An 18,728-nucleotide genomic window follows, 5' to 3' on the forward strand; every position below is an offset into this window, starting at 1 on the left:
CCCGGGTATACACGCGGTGTTCAGTTGTCCTGGTCGCTCGCGGATCCTCTCGGCGGCCGGCCCCGGCGCGGGATCGGGCCGGCCTCCCCGGGCAGCCGGCCCGCCTCGGCCAGCGCCCGGCGCAGCAGGAACTCGATCTGTGCGTTGGCCGAGCGCAGCTCGTCACCGGCCCAGCGGGCCAGTGCCTCGTACACCAGCGGGTCGAGCCGCAGCAGCACCTGCTTGCGCTGCTGCGGCCGCCGCCGCGGAGCGGGTCCCTCCGGAGAGTCCGTCACTGGTAGAGCGTCCCGGTGTTGAGGACCGGCTGCGCGGAGCGGTCCCCGCACAGGACCACCATCAGGTTGGACACCATCGCCGCCTTCCGTTCGGAGTCGAGTTCCACGATGTCCCGCTCGGCGATCCGGTCCAGGGCCGCCTCGACCATGCCGACGGCGCCGTCCACGATCTGCCGCCGCGCCGCGACCACCGCACCGGCCTGCTGCCGCTGGAGCATCGCGGAGGCGATCTCCGGCGCGTAGGCGAGGTGGGTGAAACGGGACTCGATGATCTGCACACCGGCCGCCTCCACGCGCGCGTGCAGTTCGACGGCCAGCTTCTCGGTGATCTCCTCGGCGTTGCCGCGCAGCGAGAGGGCGTCCTCGTCGTGGGCGTCGTACGGGTACTCGATGGCTATGTGCCGGACGGCCGCCTCGGTCTGGGTGGAGACGAACTCGATGTAGTCGTCCACCTCGAAGGTGGCCTGCGCGGTGTCCTCGACCCTCCAGACCACGACCGCGGCCAGCTCGATCGGGTTGCCATAGGCGTCGTTGACCTTCAGGACGGCCGTCTCGTGGTTGCGCACCCGCGTCGAGATCTTCGTCCGGGACGTGAGCGGGTTCACCCAGCGCAGTCCGTCCTGCCGGATCGTGCCCCGGTACCGCCCGAAGAGCTGGACGACCCGGGCCTCGCCCGGCGCCACCATGTTCAGCCCGCACATGGCGACGAACGCCGCGACCCCGACGAGGATGCCGAGGACGATCAGCGCGGCCTTGGCGCCGGTCGCGGAGACGGCGGTGGCGGCGACGACCGTCCCGACGCCCGCCAGCAGCCCGAGCAGTCCCAGCAGGAGCGCGAGCCCGCCGCCGATGCTGTGCGCGGTGAACTCGCGGACGCGGGGTTCGGGCATCTCGGGCAGGTCGGCGGTCGCCGCGGCGTCGTGTGTGGACATGGGTGGTCCCCCGTTCTCGTACTGCATGGGTGGTAGCTGCTTAGCTTCAATCTAGCTAAGTGATAGCACTTTACCCTCTCGTGGCAACCTCCAACCCCTCTCAGGCGTCGGTTCCGGTGGGACGGGTGCTGATTGTCACGTCCGTAAAAGACCGGATCCAACCGACTTGGTCGCATAGAGCGGTGTTAGCTTTCAGAGCTGACCTGAGCCATGCGCACTTGTGTGACAACCGAGAACGAAGCGGAGCAGACGGACTCATGGGACGAGCGGAAGAGAGACGAGCGCGACAGCGCGGTGGCCGCCGCGCGGCGCCCCGGCGCCGCCGTTCGTCGGGCGCGGCCGGCAAGACCGGCATACGCCGGCTGTTCACCTGGAAGAAGATCCTCGGCACGTTCCTCGGGGTGTGCCTGCTCGGGATCGGCGCGTTCGTCGTCCTGTACCTGTTGATCGACATCCCCAAGGGGAACGCCCTCGCCAAGGAGCAGGGCAACGTCTACAAGTACAGCGACGGCACCACCCTCGCCCGCAAGGGCCTCAACCGTGAGGTCGTCGACCTCGCCGAGGTGCCCAAGCCCGTCCAGCGGGCCTTCGTCGCCGCCGAGAACAAGTCCTTCTACAGCGACTCGGGCGTCGACCTGAAGGGCACCGCCCGCGGCGTCCTCAACACCCTGTCCGGCAAGGGCAAGCAGGGCGGCTCGACCATCACCCAGCAGTACGTCAAGAACTACTACCTCACCCAGGAACAGACGGTCAGCCGCAAGCTCAAGGAGCTGATCATCTCCCTGAAGGTGGACCGCCGGATGTCGAAGGACGACATCCTCGCGGGCTACATGAACACCAGCTTCTACGGCCGCGACGCCTACGGCATCCAGGCCGCAGCCCAGTCCTACTACCGCGTCGACGTCGACGACCTCACCCTCGAACAGGGCGCCTACCTCGCCGCGCTGCTCCAGGCGCCCAACTCCTACGACTGGTCGATCGCCTCCCCGACCGGCAAGAAGCTGGTCCGGGAACGCTGGGACTACGTCCTGGACAACATGGTCGAGGAGGGCTGGCTCGACGCCGGCAAGCGCGCCGGGATGACGTTCCCCGTGCCGAAGGAACCCAAGGCCGCGCCCGGTATGGAGGGCCAGAACGGCTACATCGTCGAGGAGGCCAACCGGGAACTCGCCCGGCAGCTCGTCGCGCAGGGCGCCGCCGCCGACATGGAGGAGGCGCTGACCAAGATCAAGCGCGGCGGCTGGACCATCACGGTCAACATCGACAGCAAGAAGCAGAAGCAGCTGGAGAAGGCCGTCAAGGACCAGCTCACCGGCAAGCTCGACCCGAAGAAGCGGAAAGTCGACGCGGACGTCCAGGCGGGCGCCGCCTCCGTCGACCCGAGGACCGGCAGGATCCTCGCCATGTACGGCGGCGTGGACTACGTCGAGCACTTCACGAACAACGCCACCCGCGACGACTACCAGCCCGCCTCCACCTTCAAGCCGATGATCCTGGCCGCCGCCCTGGAAGAGGGCGCCACCACCCAGGACGGCACCCCCATCAGGGCCAACACCCTCTACGACGGCGACAGCGAGCGCCCGGTCGTGGACAACGGCGTCCGGGTCGGCTTCGCCCCGGAGAACGAGGACCACGTCGACTACGGCGACATCACCGTGCAGCAGGCGATGAACCAGTCCGTCAACTCCGTCTTCGCGCAGATGGGCGTGGACGTCGGCATGCAGAGGGTGCTGGACACCGCCGGCCGGCTCGGCATGGACACCGAGGGCCTGGAGGCGGTCCCCGCCCAGACGCTCGGCTCGATGGGCGCGAGCCCGCTGGAGATGGCCGGCGCCTACGCCACCCTCGCCAACCACGGCAAGAAGGTCACCCCGACGCTGCTCGCCTCCGCCGAGCACAAGGACACCACCGTCGAGCTGCCCGACCCGGTCGGCGAGCAGGTCATCAGCCGGGAGGCCGCCGACACGGTCACCTCGGTGCTCACCGGCGTGGTCGACGACGGCACGGCCCGCCGCTCGGTCCGCGACAACCCGATGCGCGACGGCCAGCAGGTCGCCGGCAAGACCGGTACCTCCGACGACAACAAGTCGGCCTGGTTCACCGGCTACACGCCCACCCTGGTCACCTCGGTCGGCCTGTTCGGCGAGGACGACAAGCCCCCGCACCGCCAGGTCCCGATGTACGACGCGCTCGGCGAGGACCGCATCAACGGCGGTGGTTTCCCGGCGCAGATCTGGGCCCAGTACACCTTCGGCGCGATGGGCAGGGTCACGGCGTTCGACCTGGAGACCGCCCAGGGCGCGGCGGTGGAGCCGACCCGGACCCCGTCGCAGACCCCGAGCCGGACGCCGTCGCGGACCCCGACGAGCGAGCCTCCGACGTCATCGGCCCCGCCCACGTCGCAGAGCCCGAGCCAGACCCCCACGCGGACCCCGACCCAGACGCCGTCGCAGACCCCGTCCCAGACTCCGACGACGACGCCACCGACCACGACCGCCCCGCCGGACGGCGGCGGCCTCCCGGACAACCCCTTCGACCCGGAACAAGACGAGTAACGGGACCCCCGAGAGGGGCGCGGGGAACTGCGCGAGTACCACCCACGGACCCGCACCCGCCGTACGGAAGAACCCCTACGGCGGGTGCGCGCTATATCCGGTTCAACTCGAACCAGACGACCTTCCCCGTGCTGAGCCGGGTCGCTCCCCACCTCCGGGCCATCCGATTCACCAGATACAACCCACGCCCACCCTCATCGGTGGCCCGGGCCTGCCGCAGCCGCGGCAGCTGCGGCACGTCGTCACCGACCTCGCACCGCAGCACATCGGTCCGCAGCAGCCGCAGCGTGATCGGCCGCGAGGCATACCGCACCGCGTTGGTGACGACCTCGCTGACCAGCAGCTCCACCGAGTCGGTCAGCTCCTCCAGGCCCCACCGGGCGAGCGCCCGCCGGGCCAGCCGCCGGGCCCGGCCCGGGGCGGCGTCCTCCGGCTCCAGGAACCAGTACGCCACGTCACTCGGCGCGATCCCGTCGAAGCGGGCGGCCAGCAGCGCGATGTCGTCGTCCCGGTCGCCCGGCCCGAGCATGTCCAGCACCTCGTCGCACAGCGCCTCCAGCGGCGGCGGATGGTCCGGCCCGGTCAGCTGCGCGGTCGCGGCGAGCTTCTCGCGCAGCTGCTCTATGCCGGTCCACACGTCCCGCAGCCGGGACTCCACCAGCCCGTCCGTGTACAGCAGCAGGGTCGCCCCGGCGGGCGCGTCCAGCTCCACGGCCTCGAAGTCGACACCGCCGACGCCGATCGGCGCCCCCGCGGGCACCCGCAGCACCTCGGCCCGGCCGCCCAGATGCAGCAGCACGGGCGGAGGATGGCCGGCGTTGGCGATGGTGATGCGGTGCGAGACCGGGTCGTAGACCGCGTACAGGCAGGTCGCCATGCGGTCGGTGCCCAGCCGCTGGGCCTGTTCGTCGAGGTGGTGCAGCACCTCCTGGGGCGGCAGATCCAGCCCGGCGAGGGTCTGCGCGGTGGTCCGCAGCTGGCCCATGATCGCGGCGGAGGTCATGGAGTGGCCCATGACGTCACCGACGACCAGGGCGACCCGGCTGCCCGGCAGCGGGATCGCGTCGTACCAGTCGCCGCCGACCCGCGCGGTCTCCGCGGCCGGGAGATAGCGGGAGGCAAGCCGCACTCCGGTCGGCTGCGGAAGCGTCTCCGGCAGCATCGTGCGCTGCAACTCGTCGGCGATGTACGCCTCACGGCCGTACAGCACCGCCTTGTCGATGCCGAGCGCGCTGTGCGTGGCGAGCTGGGCGGCGACGAGGAGGTCGTCGGCCTCGAAGGCGATCCGCTCAGGGCGGCGCAGGAAGACCGCCGCGCCGATCACCCGGCGCCGGCCGCGCAGCGGCGCCAGGATGGCCCGCTGGCCGCCGGGAATGATCGATTCGCCTTCCTCGCCCAGGAGTTCGGGCAGCGCGGCGCGGGCGGCGGGCGCGTCGGCGAACACCGGACGGACGCCGCGCAGCACCTCGTTGAGGGCGCCGCCGGGCCGTACCTCGCACAGCTCGGCGGTGAGCGCGGACAGTTCGGACGGCTCCGGCTGGAAGACGGGCAGGAAGCCGCCGTCCGTGTCCCGGTCCTCCGGGATCCGGTCGGTGCGGCGCAGCCGCAGCACCACCGGGCCGGTGGGCCGCTCGTCGCCGACCGGCAGCGGGTCGCGCAGATAGACCAGGATCGCGTCGGAGAAGGTCGGCACGGTCGCCCGGCACAGCCCCATCACGATCTCGTCCAGGTCGATGCCGCGGGCGATGCGGCGGGTCGCGGCGCCCACGAAGCGCAGCCGGTCGCCGTCGCGGCGCATGGGTGTGGGCCGGCCGGGCGGCAGGCCCTGGCCGCTGCGGCGCTCCGGCTCCAGGCCCGGCTGGGCCGGAATGCCCTCCGGAGCCGGGCGCGGGCGGTGGTCCCCCACGCTCGGCTTGGCTCGCACGGGAGGCGCCCCCATCTGCTCGGCGGCGGCCGGCTGGGAGTGCTCGGGGCCGGTGCCGCCGGGGGTGGGCGTCACCGGGGGGCCCGGGGGCGTCTCACCGGCGCCGCGGGCCTGGGCCTGGGGTAACCCGGAACCGCCGGGCGTGCTGCTGCGCTGCGGCCCCGGGGTACGCAGGAGCGCCCCGCGGGGATCCGCGGGGGTGGCGCCCGCCTGGGGGCGCTCGAAGGAGGTCGGCTGCTCCGTCACGCGTGTCGAATCCATCCGTCCGGGGCTGCGCGCCGCGCGTACCGCGGGCGCCGTTGCAGTTCGTCCCGCAGGTAGGCCGATACCCCGAATACGTGCCCAGGGAACGGATTTCCCGCGTGGTCAGAGGTTGTGTCTGTGCCACTCGCGGACCGGTCGCGGCCCGCACGGGTGATGCGCTCGTACCCCTCGCTCACGTCCTGCCGCCCCTCGGTGACATGTGGTCAGGCCCGTTGCGCGCCCCGGGGGTTGCCGCCGCGCGCCCTTGCGGAGGACGATCCTACGTTTCTTGCCCGGGGGCACATCAAGGGTCTCACGAGGACACGGGCGCGGGCATGCGATCCCAGTCGTCCGGCAGGGCGGGGACGGACCAGGACGGATCCGGGCGCCAGTGCTGCCAGCCGTCCGGGAACGGCGGGCCCCAGGCGCGGATCACCTCCACCGCGTCCCGCCCCGCCGCCCGCACCCGCTCGGCGAGCCGGGCGTCCACCAGTCCGTCCCGCTGCGCCTGGGCGAACTCGTCCTCGTCACGCCAGTGCCAACTGCGGTCCGGGTGGACCGAGATGTCCAGGAAATGGTCCTCGGAGTCCACTCCGCCGTCCCAGCGGGCCAGCGGCTCCTCCAGATTCACGTACCAGTTCTTGAACTGCCAGCCCGGCTCCCAGAACAACCACACCGACCACGGCTCACCGGGCCGCGCCAGCTTCAGCACCCCGGTGCCGAACCACCGGTCGCGCTGCACGGTGCGCGGCTTGGTGTAGCGGCTCTCCAACGGCTCCAGATGCACCGGAGTGCCGTCCGCGAGCACCGGCTTCACACACTCGGTGCCGGGCGCCAGCCAGACGGCGAGCACCTCCTCGTCGTCGCGCACGACGGTGACGGGGCGCACGATGTGGAAGCGGTCGCCGGCGTTCTCCCGGTACCGCCACAGGATCTGACTCCCGGGCGTCCAGAAGGCCGTCGCTTCGCCCGCTTCCACTTCTCTCACCGCTCCGTCGTCTGCCATGAACAGATATTAGGTGTCACCGGCATACGACGCTGCGGTGCGCGTCACGGTTCACACACGCGCGCGACCGCGGGTCACGGACGCGTCATCCGCAGGACGTCCAGCGCCTCGTCCAGCTGCTCCGCCGTCAGATCCCCCCGCTCGACGTACCCGCTCTCCAGCATCACCTGGCGGATGGTCTTCCGCTCCGCGAGCGCCTTCTTGGCGACCTTCGCGGCCTCCTCGTAGCCGATGTACTTGTTCAGCGGCGTGACCACCGAGGGCGACGACTCGGCGTACTCGCGGGCACGTTCGCGGTGCGCGACGATCCCGTCCACGGTCCGGTCGGCGAGCAGCCGCGACGCGTTGGCCAGCAGCCGGACGGACTCCAGCACGTTCTTCCCGATGACCGGCAGCATCACGTTCAGCTCGAAGTTGCCTGCCGCGCCCGCGGCGGCGATGGTCGCGTCGTTCCCCATGACCTGAGCGGCGACCATCAGCGTGGCCTCGGGGATGACCGGGTTCACCTTGCCCGGCATGATCGAGGAACCCGGCTGGAGGTCGGGCAGCGAGATCTCGGCGAGACCGGTGCGCGGCCCGGAGGACATCCACCGCAGATCGTTCGCGATCTTCGTCAGCGACACCGCGATGGTCCGCAACTGGCCGCTGGTCTCCACGATCCCGTCCCGGGCGCCCTGCGCCTCGAAGTGGTCGCGCGCCTCGGTGAGCGGCAGCCCGGTCGCGCGGGCCACCTCCTCGATGACGGCGGCGGAGAAACCGGGCGGTGTGTTGATGCCGGTGCCGACGGCGGTCCCGCCCAGCGGCAGCTCGGCCAGGCGGGGAAGGGACGCCTGGAGCCGCTCGATCCCGTACCGCACCTGCGCGGCGTACCCCGCGAACTCCTGGCCCAGCGTCACCGGGGTGGCGTCCATCAGATGCGTCCGGCCCGACTTCACGACGTCCGCGAACTCCTCGGCCTTGCGGGAGAGGGAGGCGGCCAGATGCTCCAGGGCGGGGATCAGATCACGGGTGACGGCGGCGGTGGCGGCGATGTGGATGGAGGACGGGAAGACGTCGTTGGAGGACTGCGAGGCGTTGACGTGGTCGTTGGGGTGAACGGCCGTCCCCAGCCGCTCACTGGCCAGCGTCGCGATCACCTCGTTGGCGTTCATGTTGGACGAGGTCCCCGACCCCGTCTGGAACACGTCCACCGGGAAGTGCTCGTCCCAGCGTCCCTCGGCGACCTCCGCGGCGGCCTCCTGAATGGCCTCCGCGACCTCCTTGCCGACGACCCCCAGCCGGGCGTTCACCTTCGCCGCCGCCGCCTTGATCCGCGCCAGCGCCTCGATGTGCGCCCGCTCGATCCGCTGCCCGGAGATCGGGAAGTTCTCCACCGCCCGCTGCGTCTGCGCCCGCCACTTGGCGTCCGCGGGGACCCGGACCTCGCCCATGGAGTCGTGCTCGATGCGGTATTCGCTCATACCGGCTACAGCGATCGGGGACGGCGTGATGTTCCGGGGGGCGGAGGCCGCCCCCCGGAGGGACCAACTACACCAGACCCGGTCCCCGCACCGGAATGTGCGTGAACGTCGGCTCGGGCGCCGGGTTCTGGAAGAAGTCGTTGCCCTTGTCGTCGACGACGATGAAGGCCGGGAAGTCCTCGACCTCGATCTTCCAGACCGCCTCCATCCCCAGCTCCTCGTACTCGACGACCTCGACCTTCTTGATGCAGTCCTGGGCGAGCCGGGCCGCCGGGCCGCCGATGGAGCCCAGGTAGAACCCGCCGTGCGCGGCGCACGCGTCGGTGACCTGCTTGCTCCGGTTGCCCTTCGCCAGCATCACCTTGGAGCCGCCCGCCGCCTGGAACTGCTCGACGTAGGAGTCCATCCGGCCGGCCGTGGTCGGGCCGAAGGAGCCGGACGCGTAACCCTCGGGCGTCTTCGCCGGGCCCGCGTAGTACACCGGGTGGTCCTTCAGGTACTGCGGCATCTCCTCGCCCGCGTCCAGCCGCTCCTTGATCTTGGCGTGCGCGATGTCACGGGCCACGACCAGCGGCCCGGTCAGCGACAGCCGCGTCTTGACGGGGTACTTCGTCAGCTCGGCGAGGATCGTGTCCATCGGCTGGTTCAGGTCGATCTCGACGACGTCGGAGGACTCGTCCAGGTGCTCGTCCGTGGTCTCCGGCAGGAACCGCGCCGGGTCGGTCTCCAGCTGCTCCAGGAAGACGCCCTCGGCGGTGATCTTCGCGACGGCCTGCCGGTCGGCGGAGCAGGACACGGCGATCGCGACGGGGCAGGAGGCGCCGTGCCGGGGCAGGCGCACCACGCGCACGTCGTGGCAGAAGTACTTGCCGCCGAACTGCGCGCCGATGCCGATCTTCTGCGTCAGCTCGAAGACCTTCTCCTCCAGCTCCTTGTCCCGGAAGCCATGGCCGAGCGGCGAGCCCTCGGCGGGGATCTCGTCGAGGTAGTGCGCGGAGGCGTACTTCGCGGTCTTCAGCGCGTACTCCGCAGACGTACCGCCGACGACGATCGCCAGGTGGTACGGCGGGCAGGCGGCCGTCCCCAGGGAGCGGATCTTCTCCTCCAGGAACTTCATCATGGAGGCCTCGTTCAGGACCGCCTTGGTCTCCTGGTAGAGGAAGGACTTGTTGGCGGAGCCGCCGCCCTTCGCCATGAACAGGAACTTGTACGCCCCGCCGTCCGTGGCGTACAGCTCGATCTGCGCCGGCAGGTTCGACCCGGTGTTCTTCTCCTCCCACATGGTGAGCGGAGCCATCTGCGAGTACCGCAGGTTGAGCTTGGTGTAGGCGTCGTAGACGCCCCGGGACAGGGCCTCCTCGTCACGGCCCTCGGTCAGCACGTTCTGCCCGCGCTTGCCCATGACGATCGCCGTGCCGGTGTCCTGGCACATCGGCAGCACGCCCGCCGCCGCGATGTTCGCGTTCTTCAGCAGGTCCAGGGCGACGAACTTGTCGTTGCCCGACGCCTCGGGGTCGTCGATGATCCGCCGCAGCTGCGCGAGGTGGGCCGGGCGCAGATAGTGCTGGATGTCGTGGATCGCCTCCTCGGCCAGCTTCCGCAGCGCCTCCGGCTCCACCTTCAGGAACGTCCGCCCGTCCGGTCCCTCGACCGTGGAGACACCCTCGGAGGTCACCAGCCGGTACGGGGTGGTGTCCTCTCCCATGGGGAGCAGATCGGTGTACGCGAACTCAGGCATCTCGCCCATTCCTCACTCACGACAGACAGCGGCTGGCATCCATTGGCAGCGTCCACCAGCGTAGAACCTGGCTGTGACGGCGAGTCTGTGAGGTAAGGCTCAGTTGGGGCTCGACGGGGCTGTCGCGATCTATCGTGTTTGGGTACGCTGCTGTCGTGGACCTTCAGAAGCAGACCGCGCCCGCCGCCTCGGAGTCCCGTGCCACCGGCCTCCGGGCCTCCGAACTCCGCGCCTCGGACGCCGACCGCGACCGCGTCGCGGACCTCCTCGGGCATGCCCTCGCCGAGGGCCGCCTGACCGCCGAGGAGCACGCCGAGCGGATCGAGGAGGTCTACCGGGCCCGGACGGCCGGCGAGCTGGAACCCCTCGTCCGCGACCTGCCCGGCGCGCACCACCATCGGGCGAGCCCGGCGTACGGGCACGCGCCCGGCCGCCCCACGGCCGGTGCCATACCGGTGGACCCGGACGACAACGTGGTCGCGGTGTTCAGCGGCGCGATACGCAAGGGCCGCTGGCGGGCGGGGCGCCGGATCCACGCATACGCGATCTTCGGCGGAGTGGAGATCGACCTCAGCGAGGCGCTGTTCGAGTACCAGCAGGTCGTGGTGAAGGCCTTCGCGGTCTTCGGCGGCGTCGAGATCACCGTGCCGGAGAATGTGTCGCTGCGCGGCACCGGCGGCGCCGTCCTCGGCGGCTTCGACGTGGAGCCGCTGGACGCGGACGATCCGAACGCGCCCGTGGTCTACGTCGACGGCTGGGCGGTCCTCGGCGGGGTGGAGGCCCGCCCCAAGCGGGGCAGGCGCGTAGCCGACATCCTCGACCGCGTCCGCCGCCACCGGCCCGGCGGTCGGGGACTCCCTGCATAGGCGCGCGTACAGCGGGTAGACCTTGCTGCATCGTCTCTCGCTCGCGAAGCCGTCGTCAGGAGTAGACCGTGCTGCAACCGCCGCATTCGTCCCTGCAGGTAGCTGCCGTTCCGGCCCCGCGGGTGCCAGCGCGGGACAGGGATCAAGACGCTCCCTGGCACACCGAGGCGGTGTGCCGACGCGACGAAGCGGGCCTGTTCTTCGCCCCCTCCAAGGAGCCCACCGCCGCACGCCTCTCGCGCGAGGAGGCGGCCAAGCGGGTCTGCGCCCGCTGCCCGGTGATGGTCGAGTGCCGCGAGCACGCCCTGCTCCAGCCCGAGCCGTACGGCGTCTGGGGCGGCCTCACCGCCGCCGAACGCCGTGTCGTCCTGGCCCGGCGCCGCCGCCGCGACATGGAGCTGAAGAAGGCGGCGAGGACGGCCAACCCCATAGCGGCAGCGGGCTGACCGCCCGAGCACGCGAAAGGCGCCCCCTCCGCACAGGGGGCGCCCTTTTGCATACCGGGCAGGCCGACTCAGCACAGGGGCGCGGGCAACTGCGCGATCAACCCACCCCAGCCCGCAGTCGCCGACGGCCCGAGCCGTTCCCCTCGGCAGGCGCTCAAAAGGGGGTTACTTCGCCCGGTCGAAATCGATCGCGCTGTACGCCCGCAGCTTGCTCAGCCGGTGCTCCGAGTCGATCCGCCGCACCGTCCCCGACTTCGACCGCATGACGATCGAGTCGGTCGTCGCCGTCTCCGACCGGTACCGCACACCCCGCAGCAGTTCACCGTCGGTGATACCGGTCGCCACGAAGAACACGTTCTCGCCGGTGACCAGGTCCTCCGTGGTCAGTACCCGGTCGAGGTCGTGCCCCGCGTCGATCGCCCGCTGCTTCTCCTCCTCGTCCTTCGGCCACAGCTTGCCCTGGATGGTGCCGCCGAGGCACTTCACCGCACAGGCCGAGATGATGCCCTCGGGCGTACCGCCGACGCCGAGCAGCAGGTCGACGCCGGTGCCCTCGCGCAGCGCCAGGATCGACCCGGCGACATCGCCGTCCGAGATGAGCTTGATGCGCGCCCCGGTCTCCCGGATCTCCTGGATGATCCCCTCGTGCCGGGGCCGGTCCAGGATGACGACGGTGACGTCCTCGGGCGTGGCCCGCTTGGCCTTGGCGACCCGGCGGATGTTCACCGCCACCGGGGCGTCGATGTCCACGAAGTCGGCCGCCTCGGGTCCGGTGACCAGCTTGTCCATGTAGAACACGGCGGACGGGTCGAACATGGATCCGCGCTCCGCCGCCGCGAGCACGGCGATGGCGTTCGGCATGCCCTTGGCCGTGAGGGTGGTGCCGTCGATCGGGTCGACGGCGATGTCGCACTCGGGCCCGGTCCCGTCGCCGACGCGCTCCCCGTTGAAGAGCATCGGGGCTTCGTCCTTCTCGCCCTCGCCGATGACGACGACGCCGTTCATGGAGACGGTGGAGACAAGGGTCCGCATGGCGCGCACCGCGGCACCGTCGGCGCCGTTCTTGTCGCCGCGTCCCACCCAGCGGCCGGCGGCCATCGCCGCCGCCTCGGTCACGCGGACGAGTTCGAGGGCGAGGTTGCGGTCGGGGGCCTCGGAGGGGACATCGAGTTCGGACGGCAGATGATGCTCGGTCATCGGAGCGCACCTTTCTGATACGACGACGGCCGGATGAGGGTGTTGGCCATGACTCTATCGTCAGAGCGACAGAATGAGCACGGAACCCCACGGATGAGCGGACCGGGGCACCTGCGACCATAGAGGCGTGGCAGGTACGAACGGCAAGCAGAAGACGGCCCGGAGCATGATGCTCTCCCTGGGCGTGACCTTGCTCGCGGGCGGGGTCATGTACCTCTTCATCCCGCACGAGGACGGTGAGCCGGACCTCAGGCCGGTCGACTACCGCGTCGAGCTGCTCACGGCCCGCCGGGCCGCGCCGTACCCGGTGGCCGCGCCCGAGGGGCTGCCGGCCGCCTGGAAGGCGACGTCCGTGCGGTACCAGGGCGCCGAGAACGACACCTGGCACCTGGGCTTCCACGCCCCCGACGGCGAGTACGTCCAGATCAAGCAGTCCACGGAGAAGCCGTCCAGGTTCATCGAGGAGACGACCGACGGCGCTCACGCGACGAAGGCGACCGAGGAGATCGGCGGCCGTACCTGGACGCGCTACACCGGCGGACGGTACGACGCGCTGGTGCTGCCGGCGAACGGCGCGGGTGAGGGGGAGGGCGCGGGCGGCGCGGGTGCCACGGGCGCCAAGGGCGCGACGACCGTGGTGGCCGGTACGGGCTCGTACGCGCAGCTGAAGCAGATGGCGGCGGCCCTGAAGCTGGGCTGACCCGTCGGCGGGACGCGAAAGGGCCCCGGCGGATGCCGGGGCCCTTTCGCGCGGGCGAGGTGTGGACCTCAGACGGTCATGGACCTCAGACGGTCGTGACGACCTGCTCGAACGCCAGACGCGGCGAGCGCGGGAACCAGGCGTCGGGGCCCGGCTTGCCGATGTTGACCACCATCAGCGGGGTGTGGTCGTCGTCCAGGAACTCCTTGCGGACACCCTCGAAGTCCACACCGGTCATCGGGCCGGCGGCCAGACCGGCGGCGCGGACGCCGACGATGAAGTACGCGGCCTGGAGGGCGGCGTTGAGCAGCGCGGAGTTCTCGCGGACGGGGCGGTCGGCGAAGAAGGCGTCCTTGGCCTGCGGGAAGTGCGGGAAGAGGTCCGGCAGCTCCTCGTGGAACTCGTTGTCCGCGGAGAGGATGGCGACCAGCGGGGCGGTGGCCGTCTTCGGCTGGTTGCCCTCGGCCATGTGCTTCACCAGGCGCTCACGGGCCCCGGCGGAGCGGACCAGGGTGATGCGCAGCGGGGACTGGTTGAACGCGGTAGGGCCGTACTTGACCAGGTCGTAGATCGCCTGGACCTGCTCGTCGGTCACCGGCTCGTCGGTGAACGTGTTCGCGGTGCGGGCCTCGCGGAAGAGCAGGTCCTGGGCGGCGGGGTCAAGAACGAGGGACATGGCTGAACCTTTTCGACGGGGTGGTGAACGTCTTCGACCTTACGGAAGCGAAGTTCAACGTTCAACCAAAACGGGTCCGTGGTGATCCGCTTCACAGCCCGCGCCTCGACCTCGGCCCGCCGCCGGACTACCGCCGCCCGGCCTCGGACTCCGCCTCCGCCGCCTCGGCCTCCTCCGCCGCGGCCTCCTCGGCCAGCGCCGCGTCCAGCCGGGCCCGCGCGCCCTCCAGCCAGCGCCGGCACACCTTGGCCAGCTCCTCGCCGCGCTCCCAGAGCGCCAGGGACTCCTCGAGGGTCGTCCCGCCGGCCTCCAGCCGTCGTACGACCTCGATCAACTCGTCCCGGGCCTGCTCGTACCCGAGCGCCTCTTCCACCTTGCTGGTCATCCACCCACCCTAGGTTCGACTCGTACGGAGAACTCGCCCTCGGCCACCCGCGCGCGCAGCGCCTCGTCCGGCGAGACCTCGCCCGGATCGCGGATCACATGCCCGTCGGCCTTCTGGAGCACGGCGTACCCCCGCTGGAGCGTGGCCGCGGGCGAGAGGGCCACCACGCGCGCGTGGGTGTGGGTCAGCTCCGACTCGGCGCGGTCCAGGAGATGGCCCAGGCAACGGCGGCCCCGCCGGGTCAGCGAGTCCACCAGGTCGGAGCGCTCGTCGATCATCCGGTGCGGATTCTCCATCGCCGGACGCGCCAGCGCGTGCGCCAGCCCGCGCTCCTCCCGGTCGACGAACGCCTCCACGCAGCGCCGCGCCCGGTCGCGCAGGTGCCGCACCCGCTCGGCCTCCTCGCCGACGTCCGGCACCACCTTCTTGGCGGCGTCGGTCGGGGTGGAGGCGCGCAGATCGGCCACATGGTCGAGCAGCGGATTGTCGGGCTCGTGGCCGATGGCCGACACCACCGGCGTACGGCAGGCCGCGACCGCCCGCACCAGCTGCTCGTCGGAGAACGGCAGCAGATCCTCCACGCTGCCGCCGCCCCGGGCGACGATGATCACGTCCACGTCGTCGATCTCGTCCAGCTCCTTCACCGCCTGCACGACCTGCGGCACCGCGTGGACGCCCTGCACCGCGACGTTGCGCACCTCGAAGCGGACGTGCGGCCAGCGGTGCCGGGCGTTCTCCAGCACGTCCCGCTCCGCCGCCGAGGCGCGACCGCAGACCAGGCCGATCAGCTGGGGCAGGAAAGGCAGCGGCTTCTTGCGCTCCGGCGCGAACAGCCCCTCGCCCGCCAGCGACTTCTTCAGCTGCTCAAGACGCGCCAGCAGCTCGCCGACGCCCACGGGCCTTATCTCGGCCGCCCGCAGGGACAGCTGCCCCCGCGGCGCGTACCACTCGGGTTTCGCCAGCACGATCACCCGCGCGCCCTCACTCACCACGTCGGCCACCGCGTCGAACACCTGCCGGTAGCAGGTCACGCTCACCGAGACGTCGTACGACGGGTCCCGCAGCGTCAGGAAGACCACGCCCGCGCCCGGCCGCCGGGACAACTGGGTGATCTGACCCTCGACCCACACCGCGCCGAGCCGGTCGATCCACCCCCCGATGAGCCGCGACACCTCACCGACGGGGAGCGGGGATTCCGGGGACGTGTTCACAGCCATGCTCGTGAGCGTAACGGCACCCACCGACAATCCGGTGCGGTCGGCGCCGGGCGCGGAGCGCCGCATCAGCCGGCCTCCACCGGGTCCCGGCGGCGGCCCCGCTGCACGGCCAGGATCGCGCTGACCACGAACACCAGCAGGACCACGATCTCCATCGCCGGCACGAGGAAGCCCACGCGCGCGGCGGCCCGTACGCCCCACAGGTTCAGCAAGGTGGTGACGACGACCGCGAGCGCCGTCCACACCCACCGCGAGACCTCCGGAACCAGCGCCTCCATCTCGATCCCGGAGAACAGGTAGGCGACCGCCGGGATGAGCAGACAGTCCAGCATCGCCATCCAGCCCGCGACGAAACCGGCCCCGTTGCCGAGCGCCACACGCGCGTAGGCGAACACCGAGCCCGCCTGGGGGACGACCCGCACCATCTGGGCGTAGCTGAACGCGGTGAACGCCATGGCGACCGCGGCGACCAGGTGGACCAGCGCCACCGCGCCGTGCGACCGCGCGTCCAGGGTGCCGAACACGCCCACCGGGGCCATGGGGGCGATGAACAGCAGCCCGTAGACCACCAGGTCCCGGAAGCCCAGGCTGCGGCGCAGGCCATGGTGGTCGTCGGCCCGGGGGGTCTCCGTCCCGGTGTCGGACATCAGTTCCTCCGCGCGTCGCGTTCGTCCCGTTCCGTCCCGCACCTCCCAGCTCAGGGCCAGTCTCCCCGGCGATGCGACGAGGACGCGATCTTTGACCCCCCGAACGCGGCCTTACGATGGGTGCCATGACTGCTTCGCCTGGCCGCCGTGTCCTGCTCGCCGCCCCCCGTGGCTACTGCGCGGGTGTGGACCGCGCAGTGATCGCCGTCGAGAAAGCCCTGGAGCAGTACGGGGCCCCGGTGTACGTCCGGCACGAGATCGTCCACAACAAGTACGTCGTGCAGACCCTGGAGAAGAAAGGCGCGATCTTCGTCGAGCGGACCGAGGAGGTCCCCCCGGGGAACATCGTCATGTTCTCCGCGCACGGCGTCGCCCCCGTCGTCCACGAGGAGGCCAGGCAGGGCCGCCTCGCCACCATCGACGCCACGTGCCCGCTGGTCACCAAGGTCCACAAGGAAGCCGTCCGCTTCGCCGACGAGGACTACGACATCCTGCTGATCGGCCACGAGGGCCACGAGGAGGTCATCGGCACCTCCGGCGAGGCCCCCGACCACATCCAGCTCGTCGACGGCCCGGGCGACGTCGCCAAGGTCGAGGTGCGCGACCCCTCCAAGGTCGTCTGGCTCTCCCAGACCACCCTCTCCGTCGACGAGACCATGGAGACCGTCGACGCGCTCAAGGAGAAGTTCCCGCAGCTGATCTCCCCGCCCAGCGACGACATCTGCTATGCCACCCAGAACCGCCAGCTCGCCGTGAAGCAGATGGGCGCCGAGGCCGACCTGGTGATCGTCGTCGGCTCCCGGAACTCCTCCAACTCCAAGCGGCTCGTCGAGGTCGCCAAGCTCGCCGGCGCCCGCGCCTCCTACCTGGTCGACTTCGCCGACGAGATCGACGAGGCCTGGCTGGAGGGCGTGACCACGGTCGGCGTCACCTCGGGCGCCTCCGTGCCGGAGGTGCTGGTCGAGCAGGTGCTGGAGTGGCTCGCCCAGCGCGGCTTCGAGGACGTGGAGATCGTCAAGGCGGCCGAGGAGTCCATCACCTTCTCGCTGCCGAAGGAGCTGCGCCGGGACCTGCGCGAGGAAGCGGCGGCACTGGTCGCGGAGCGGGGTGGCGCGGGCGCCGCGGAGGCGTGACCGTCAGTCGTCCGTCGTAACGTGGAGCCATGCAGATCTTCGGCGTGGACATCGGCGGATCCGGAATCAAGGGTGCCCCTGTGGACCTCGACAGAGGTGACCTGGCGGCCGAGCGCCACAAGGTGCTCACCCCTCACCCGGCGACACCCGACGGCGTGGCCGACGGCGTCAAGCAGGTCATCGACCACTTCGGCTGGACCGGACCCGTCGGGCTGACCTTCCCGGGCGTGGTCACCGGCGGATCCACGGTGCGTACGGCGGCCAACGTCGACAAGAGCTGGATCGACACCGACGCCCGCGCGCTGTTCTCCGACCGCCTCGGCGGGCTCCCGGTGACGGTGGTGAACGACGCGGACGCGGCGGGCGTCGCCGAGATGTCCTTCGGTGCCGGACGCGACCGCAGGGGCCCGGTCATCCTGCTCACCTTCGGCACCGGCATCGGCAGCGCCGTCTTCGTCGACGGCACCCTCCTGCCCAACACGGAGCTGGGTCATCTGGAACTGCACGGGCACGACGCGGAGAAGCGGGCCTCCAGCAAGGCGAAGGAGGACCACGACCTGTCCTGGCAGGAGTGGGCCGAACGCGTCCAGGGGTACCTGGCCCACGTGGAGATGCTCTTCTCCCCGGAGCTGTTCATCATCGGCGGCGGCGTGAGCCGCAAGGCCCACAAGTTTCTCCACTTCATCGAGGGCATCAAGGCCGAGATCGTCCCCGCCCAGCTCCAGAACAACGCGGGCATCGTGGGCGCGGCGATGCACGCGGCGACGGATGGCCCGGCCGAGGGCCGGACCGAGGCGGGCTGAGCCCGCCGGGTTGGGCGCACGCGGGTGCACCGTGACGCGCGGGGGCCCGGCGCCCAGCCGGGGGAGGCGCCGCCGGTCGCTCTGCGAGTGGGAGGCGACGCCTCAGCGCCGATGGTGAAGCCGTCGGCGGGCGGATGCGACGGCTGAGCGCCGTCGGGATGCGGTGGAGCCACGCGCGGCGGTGTGACGGCGGCCGCGTTCGACGGGTGAGGCGCCGACGGGCGGGCGCCGCCGGCCCCCTACCGACGGCTGGGCGCCGTCGGTAGGGGGCGGCGGTGTCCGGCGGTGTCCGGGCCCTGCCCCCGGCGGGGCGCCGACGGCCGGTGTCGACGGCCGGCGTCGACGGGTGAGGCGCTGACGGCAGGCGACCGACGGTGGGCGCCGCGGGTCAGGCGTTGACGGCCGGTGCCGACGGGTGAGGCGCTGACGGGTGAGGCGCTGACGGGAGAGGTGCTGACAGCAGGCGATCGACGGGTGGGTGCCGCGGGTCAGGCAGCGACGGGCGGGCCTCGACGGTGAGGCGCC

General features: G+C 71.2%; 16 protein-coding genes and 1 pseudogene. 6 read left to right on the forward strand and 11 right to left on the reverse strand.

Features of this window, described 5'->3' with window-relative positions; all coding sequences use genetic code 11:
• Positions 1 to 20 precede the first annotated feature (20 nt).
• Positions 21 to 275, reverse strand: coding sequence for a hypothetical protein (locus tag VE614_RS04185; RefSeq protein ID WP_324932144.1), 255 nt, complete (start codon positions 273 to 275; stop codon positions 21 to 23).
• A complete protein-coding gene (locus VE614_RS04190; protein ID WP_324932145.1) occupies positions 272 to 1,207 on the reverse strand; it encodes an SPFH domain-containing protein in 936 nt (311 codons plus the stop codon). The genes VE614_RS04185 and VE614_RS04190 overlap by 4 nt, the downstream gene beginning before the upstream one ends.
• 257 nt (positions 1,208 to 1,464) lie before the next feature.
• Between VE614_RS04190 and VE614_RS04195 the strand changes: the two genes are divergently transcribed.
• Positions 1,465 to 3,762, forward strand: a complete 2,298-nt coding sequence (locus tag VE614_RS04195) for a transglycosylase domain-containing protein (RefSeq protein ID WP_324932147.1) — start codon at positions 1,465 to 1,467, stop codon at positions 3,760 to 3,762.
• Positions 3,763 to 3,853: 91 nt separating this feature from the next.
• On the opposite strand, the gene VE614_RS04200 is transcribed toward VE614_RS04195, so the two are convergent.
• From VE614_RS04200 to VE614_RS04215, 4 genes are all read right to left on the reverse strand, one after another.
• Positions 3,854 to 5,947 carry a SpoIIE family protein phosphatase gene (locus VE614_RS04200; protein WP_324932149.1) on the reverse strand — a complete coding sequence of 698 codons (2,094 nt, stop codon included), beginning with the start codon at positions 5,945 to 5,947 and terminating at the stop codon, positions 3,854 to 3,856.
• 295 nt (positions 5,948 to 6,242) lie between these two features.
• A complete protein-coding gene (fomD, locus tag VE614_RS04205) occupies positions 6,243 to 6,935 on the reverse strand; it encodes a cytidylyl-2-hydroxypropylphosphonate hydrolase (RefSeq protein ID WP_324932152.1) in 693 nt (230 codons plus the stop codon).
• Positions 6,936 to 7,009: 74 nt separating this feature from the next.
• Complete coding sequence (locus tag VE614_RS04210; RefSeq protein ID WP_324932154.1) at positions 7,010 to 8,395, reverse strand: class II fumarate hydratase; 1,386 nt, start codon at positions 8,393 to 8,395, stop codon at positions 7,010 to 7,012.
• 67 nt (positions 8,396 to 8,462) lie between these two features.
• Entirely contained in the window at positions 8,463 to 10,133 is a 1,671-nt protein-coding gene (locus VE614_RS04215) for a fumarate hydratase (protein WP_324932157.1), read from the reverse strand.
• A 155-nt stretch (positions 10,134 to 10,288) separates the two neighbouring features.
• On the opposite strand from VE614_RS04215, the gene VE614_RS04220 reads away from it, so the two are divergent.
• The gene (locus tag VE614_RS04220) at positions 10,289 to 10,999 is read left to right on the forward strand and encodes a DUF1707 SHOCT-like domain-containing protein (protein WP_324932160.1); all 711 of its coding nucleotides are present in this window, start codon (positions 10,289 to 10,291) and stop codon (positions 10,997 to 10,999) included.
• 68 nt (positions 11,000 to 11,067) lie between these two features.
• The gene (locus tag VE614_RS04225) at positions 11,068 to 11,445 is read left to right on the forward strand and encodes a WhiB family transcriptional regulator (protein ID WP_324932163.1); all 378 of its coding nucleotides are present in this window, start codon (positions 11,068 to 11,070) and stop codon (positions 11,443 to 11,445) included.
• Between the two features lie 165 nt (positions 11,446 to 11,610).
• Here VE614_RS04225 and glpX read toward each other — a convergent pair whose 3' ends face one another.
• On the reverse strand, positions 11,611 to 12,642 hold the full coding sequence (glpX, locus tag VE614_RS04230) for a class II fructose-bisphosphatase (protein WP_324932165.1): 1,032 nt from the start codon (positions 12,640 to 12,642) through the stop codon (positions 11,611 to 11,613).
• A 127-nt stretch (positions 12,643 to 12,769) separates the two neighbouring features.
• Here glpX and VE614_RS04235 point away from each other — a divergent pair, with 127 nt between their 5' ends.
• Positions 12,770 to 13,342, forward strand: a complete 573-nt coding sequence (locus VE614_RS04235; RefSeq protein ID WP_324932168.1) for a DUF4245 domain-containing protein — start codon at positions 12,770 to 12,772, stop codon at positions 13,340 to 13,342.
• A gap of 85 nt (positions 13,343 to 13,427) precedes the next feature.
• Here the strand turns inward: VE614_RS04235 and VE614_RS04240 are convergent, their stop codons facing one another.
• From VE614_RS04240 to VE614_RS04255, 4 genes and pseudogenes are all read right to left on the reverse strand, one after another.
• On the reverse strand, positions 13,428 to 14,018 hold the full coding sequence (locus VE614_RS04240; RefSeq protein ID WP_324932171.1) for a malonic semialdehyde reductase: 591 nt from the start codon (positions 14,016 to 14,018) through the stop codon (positions 13,428 to 13,430).
• 127 nt (positions 14,019 to 14,145) lie between these two features.
• Positions 14,146 to 14,403: an exodeoxyribonuclease VII small subunit gene (locus VE614_RS04245; protein WP_324932174.1), complete on the reverse strand. Its 258-nt coding sequence runs from the start codon at positions 14,401 to 14,403 to the stop codon at positions 14,146 to 14,148.
• Complete coding sequence (gene xseA, locus VE614_RS04250; RefSeq protein ID WP_324932177.1) at positions 14,400 to 15,620, reverse strand: exodeoxyribonuclease VII large subunit; 1,221 nt, start codon at positions 15,618 to 15,620, stop codon at positions 14,400 to 14,402. Before xseA ends, VE614_RS04245 begins: the two co-directional genes overlap by 4 nt.
• A gap of 95 nt (positions 15,621 to 15,715) precedes the next feature.
• Positions 15,716 to 16,267: pseudogene (locus VE614_RS04255) on the reverse strand (APC family permease); the annotation flags it as partial.
• 116 nt (positions 16,268 to 16,383) lie between these two features.
• Here VE614_RS04255 and VE614_RS04260 point away from each other — a divergent pair.
• Positions 16,384 to 17,400, forward strand: a complete 1,017-nt coding sequence (locus VE614_RS04260; protein ID WP_324932180.1) for a 4-hydroxy-3-methylbut-2-enyl diphosphate reductase — start codon at positions 16,384 to 16,386, stop codon at positions 17,398 to 17,400.
• Between the two features lie 29 nt (positions 17,401 to 17,429).
• Positions 17,430 to 18,203: a polyphosphate--glucose phosphotransferase gene (ppgK, locus tag VE614_RS04265; protein WP_324932183.1), complete on the forward strand. Its 774-nt coding sequence runs from the start codon at positions 17,430 to 17,432 to the stop codon at positions 18,201 to 18,203.
• The last annotated feature ends 525 nt before the right edge of the window (positions 18,204 to 18,728 follow it).

The organism is Streptomyces sp., from assembly GCF_035645055.1.
Classification (GTDB): domain Bacteria; phylum Actinomycetota; class Actinomycetes; order Streptomycetales; family Streptomycetaceae; genus Streptomyces.

Excerpts from the sequence above, each read along its gene's own strand:
- VE614_RS04215 (WP_324932157.1), bottom strand. The coding sequence starts at position 10,133 with ATGCCTGAGTTCGCGTACACCGATCTGCTCCCCATGGGAGAGGACACC.
- VE614_RS04210 (WP_324932154.1), bottom strand. The coding sequence starts at position 8,395 with ATGAGCGAATACCGCATCGAGCACGACTCCATGGGCGAGGTCCGGGTC.
- VE614_RS04200 (WP_324932149.1), bottom strand. The coding sequence starts at position 5,947 with ATGGATTCGACACGCGTGACGGAGCAGCCGACCTCCTTCGAGCGCCCC.
- VE614_RS04195 (WP_324932147.1), top strand. The coding sequence starts at position 1,465 with ATGGGACGAGCGGAAGAGAGACGAGCGCGACAGCGCGGTGGCCGCCGC.
- VE614_RS04260 (WP_324932180.1), top strand. The coding sequence starts at position 16,384 with ATGGGTGCCATGACTGCTTCGCCTGGCCGCCGTGTCCTGCTCGCCGCC.
- ppgK (WP_324932183.1), top strand. The coding sequence starts at position 17,430 with ATGCAGATCTTCGGCGTGGACATCGGCGGATCCGGAATCAAGGGTGCC.
- VE614_RS04240 (WP_324932171.1), bottom strand. The coding sequence starts at position 14,018 with ATGTCCCTCGTTCTTGACCCCGCCGCCCAGGACCTGCTCTTCCGCGAG.
- VE614_RS04190 (WP_324932145.1), bottom strand. The coding sequence starts at position 1,207 with ATGTCCACACACGACGCCGCGGCGACCGCCGACCTGCCCGAGATGCCC.
- fomD (WP_324932152.1), bottom strand. The coding sequence starts at position 6,935 with ATGGCAGACGACGGAGCGGTGAGAGAAGTGGAAGCGGGCGAAGCGACG.
- glpX (WP_324932165.1), bottom strand. The coding sequence starts at position 12,642 with ATGACCGAGCATCATCTGCCGTCCGAACTCGATGTCCCCTCCGAGGCC.
- VE614_RS04245 (WP_324932174.1), bottom strand. The coding sequence starts at position 14,403 with ATGACCAGCAAGGTGGAAGAGGCGCTCGGGTACGAGCAGGCCCGGGAC.
- xseA (WP_324932177.1), bottom strand. The coding sequence starts at position 15,620 with ATGGCTGTGAACACGTCCCCGGAATCCCCGCTCCCCGTCGGTGAGGTG.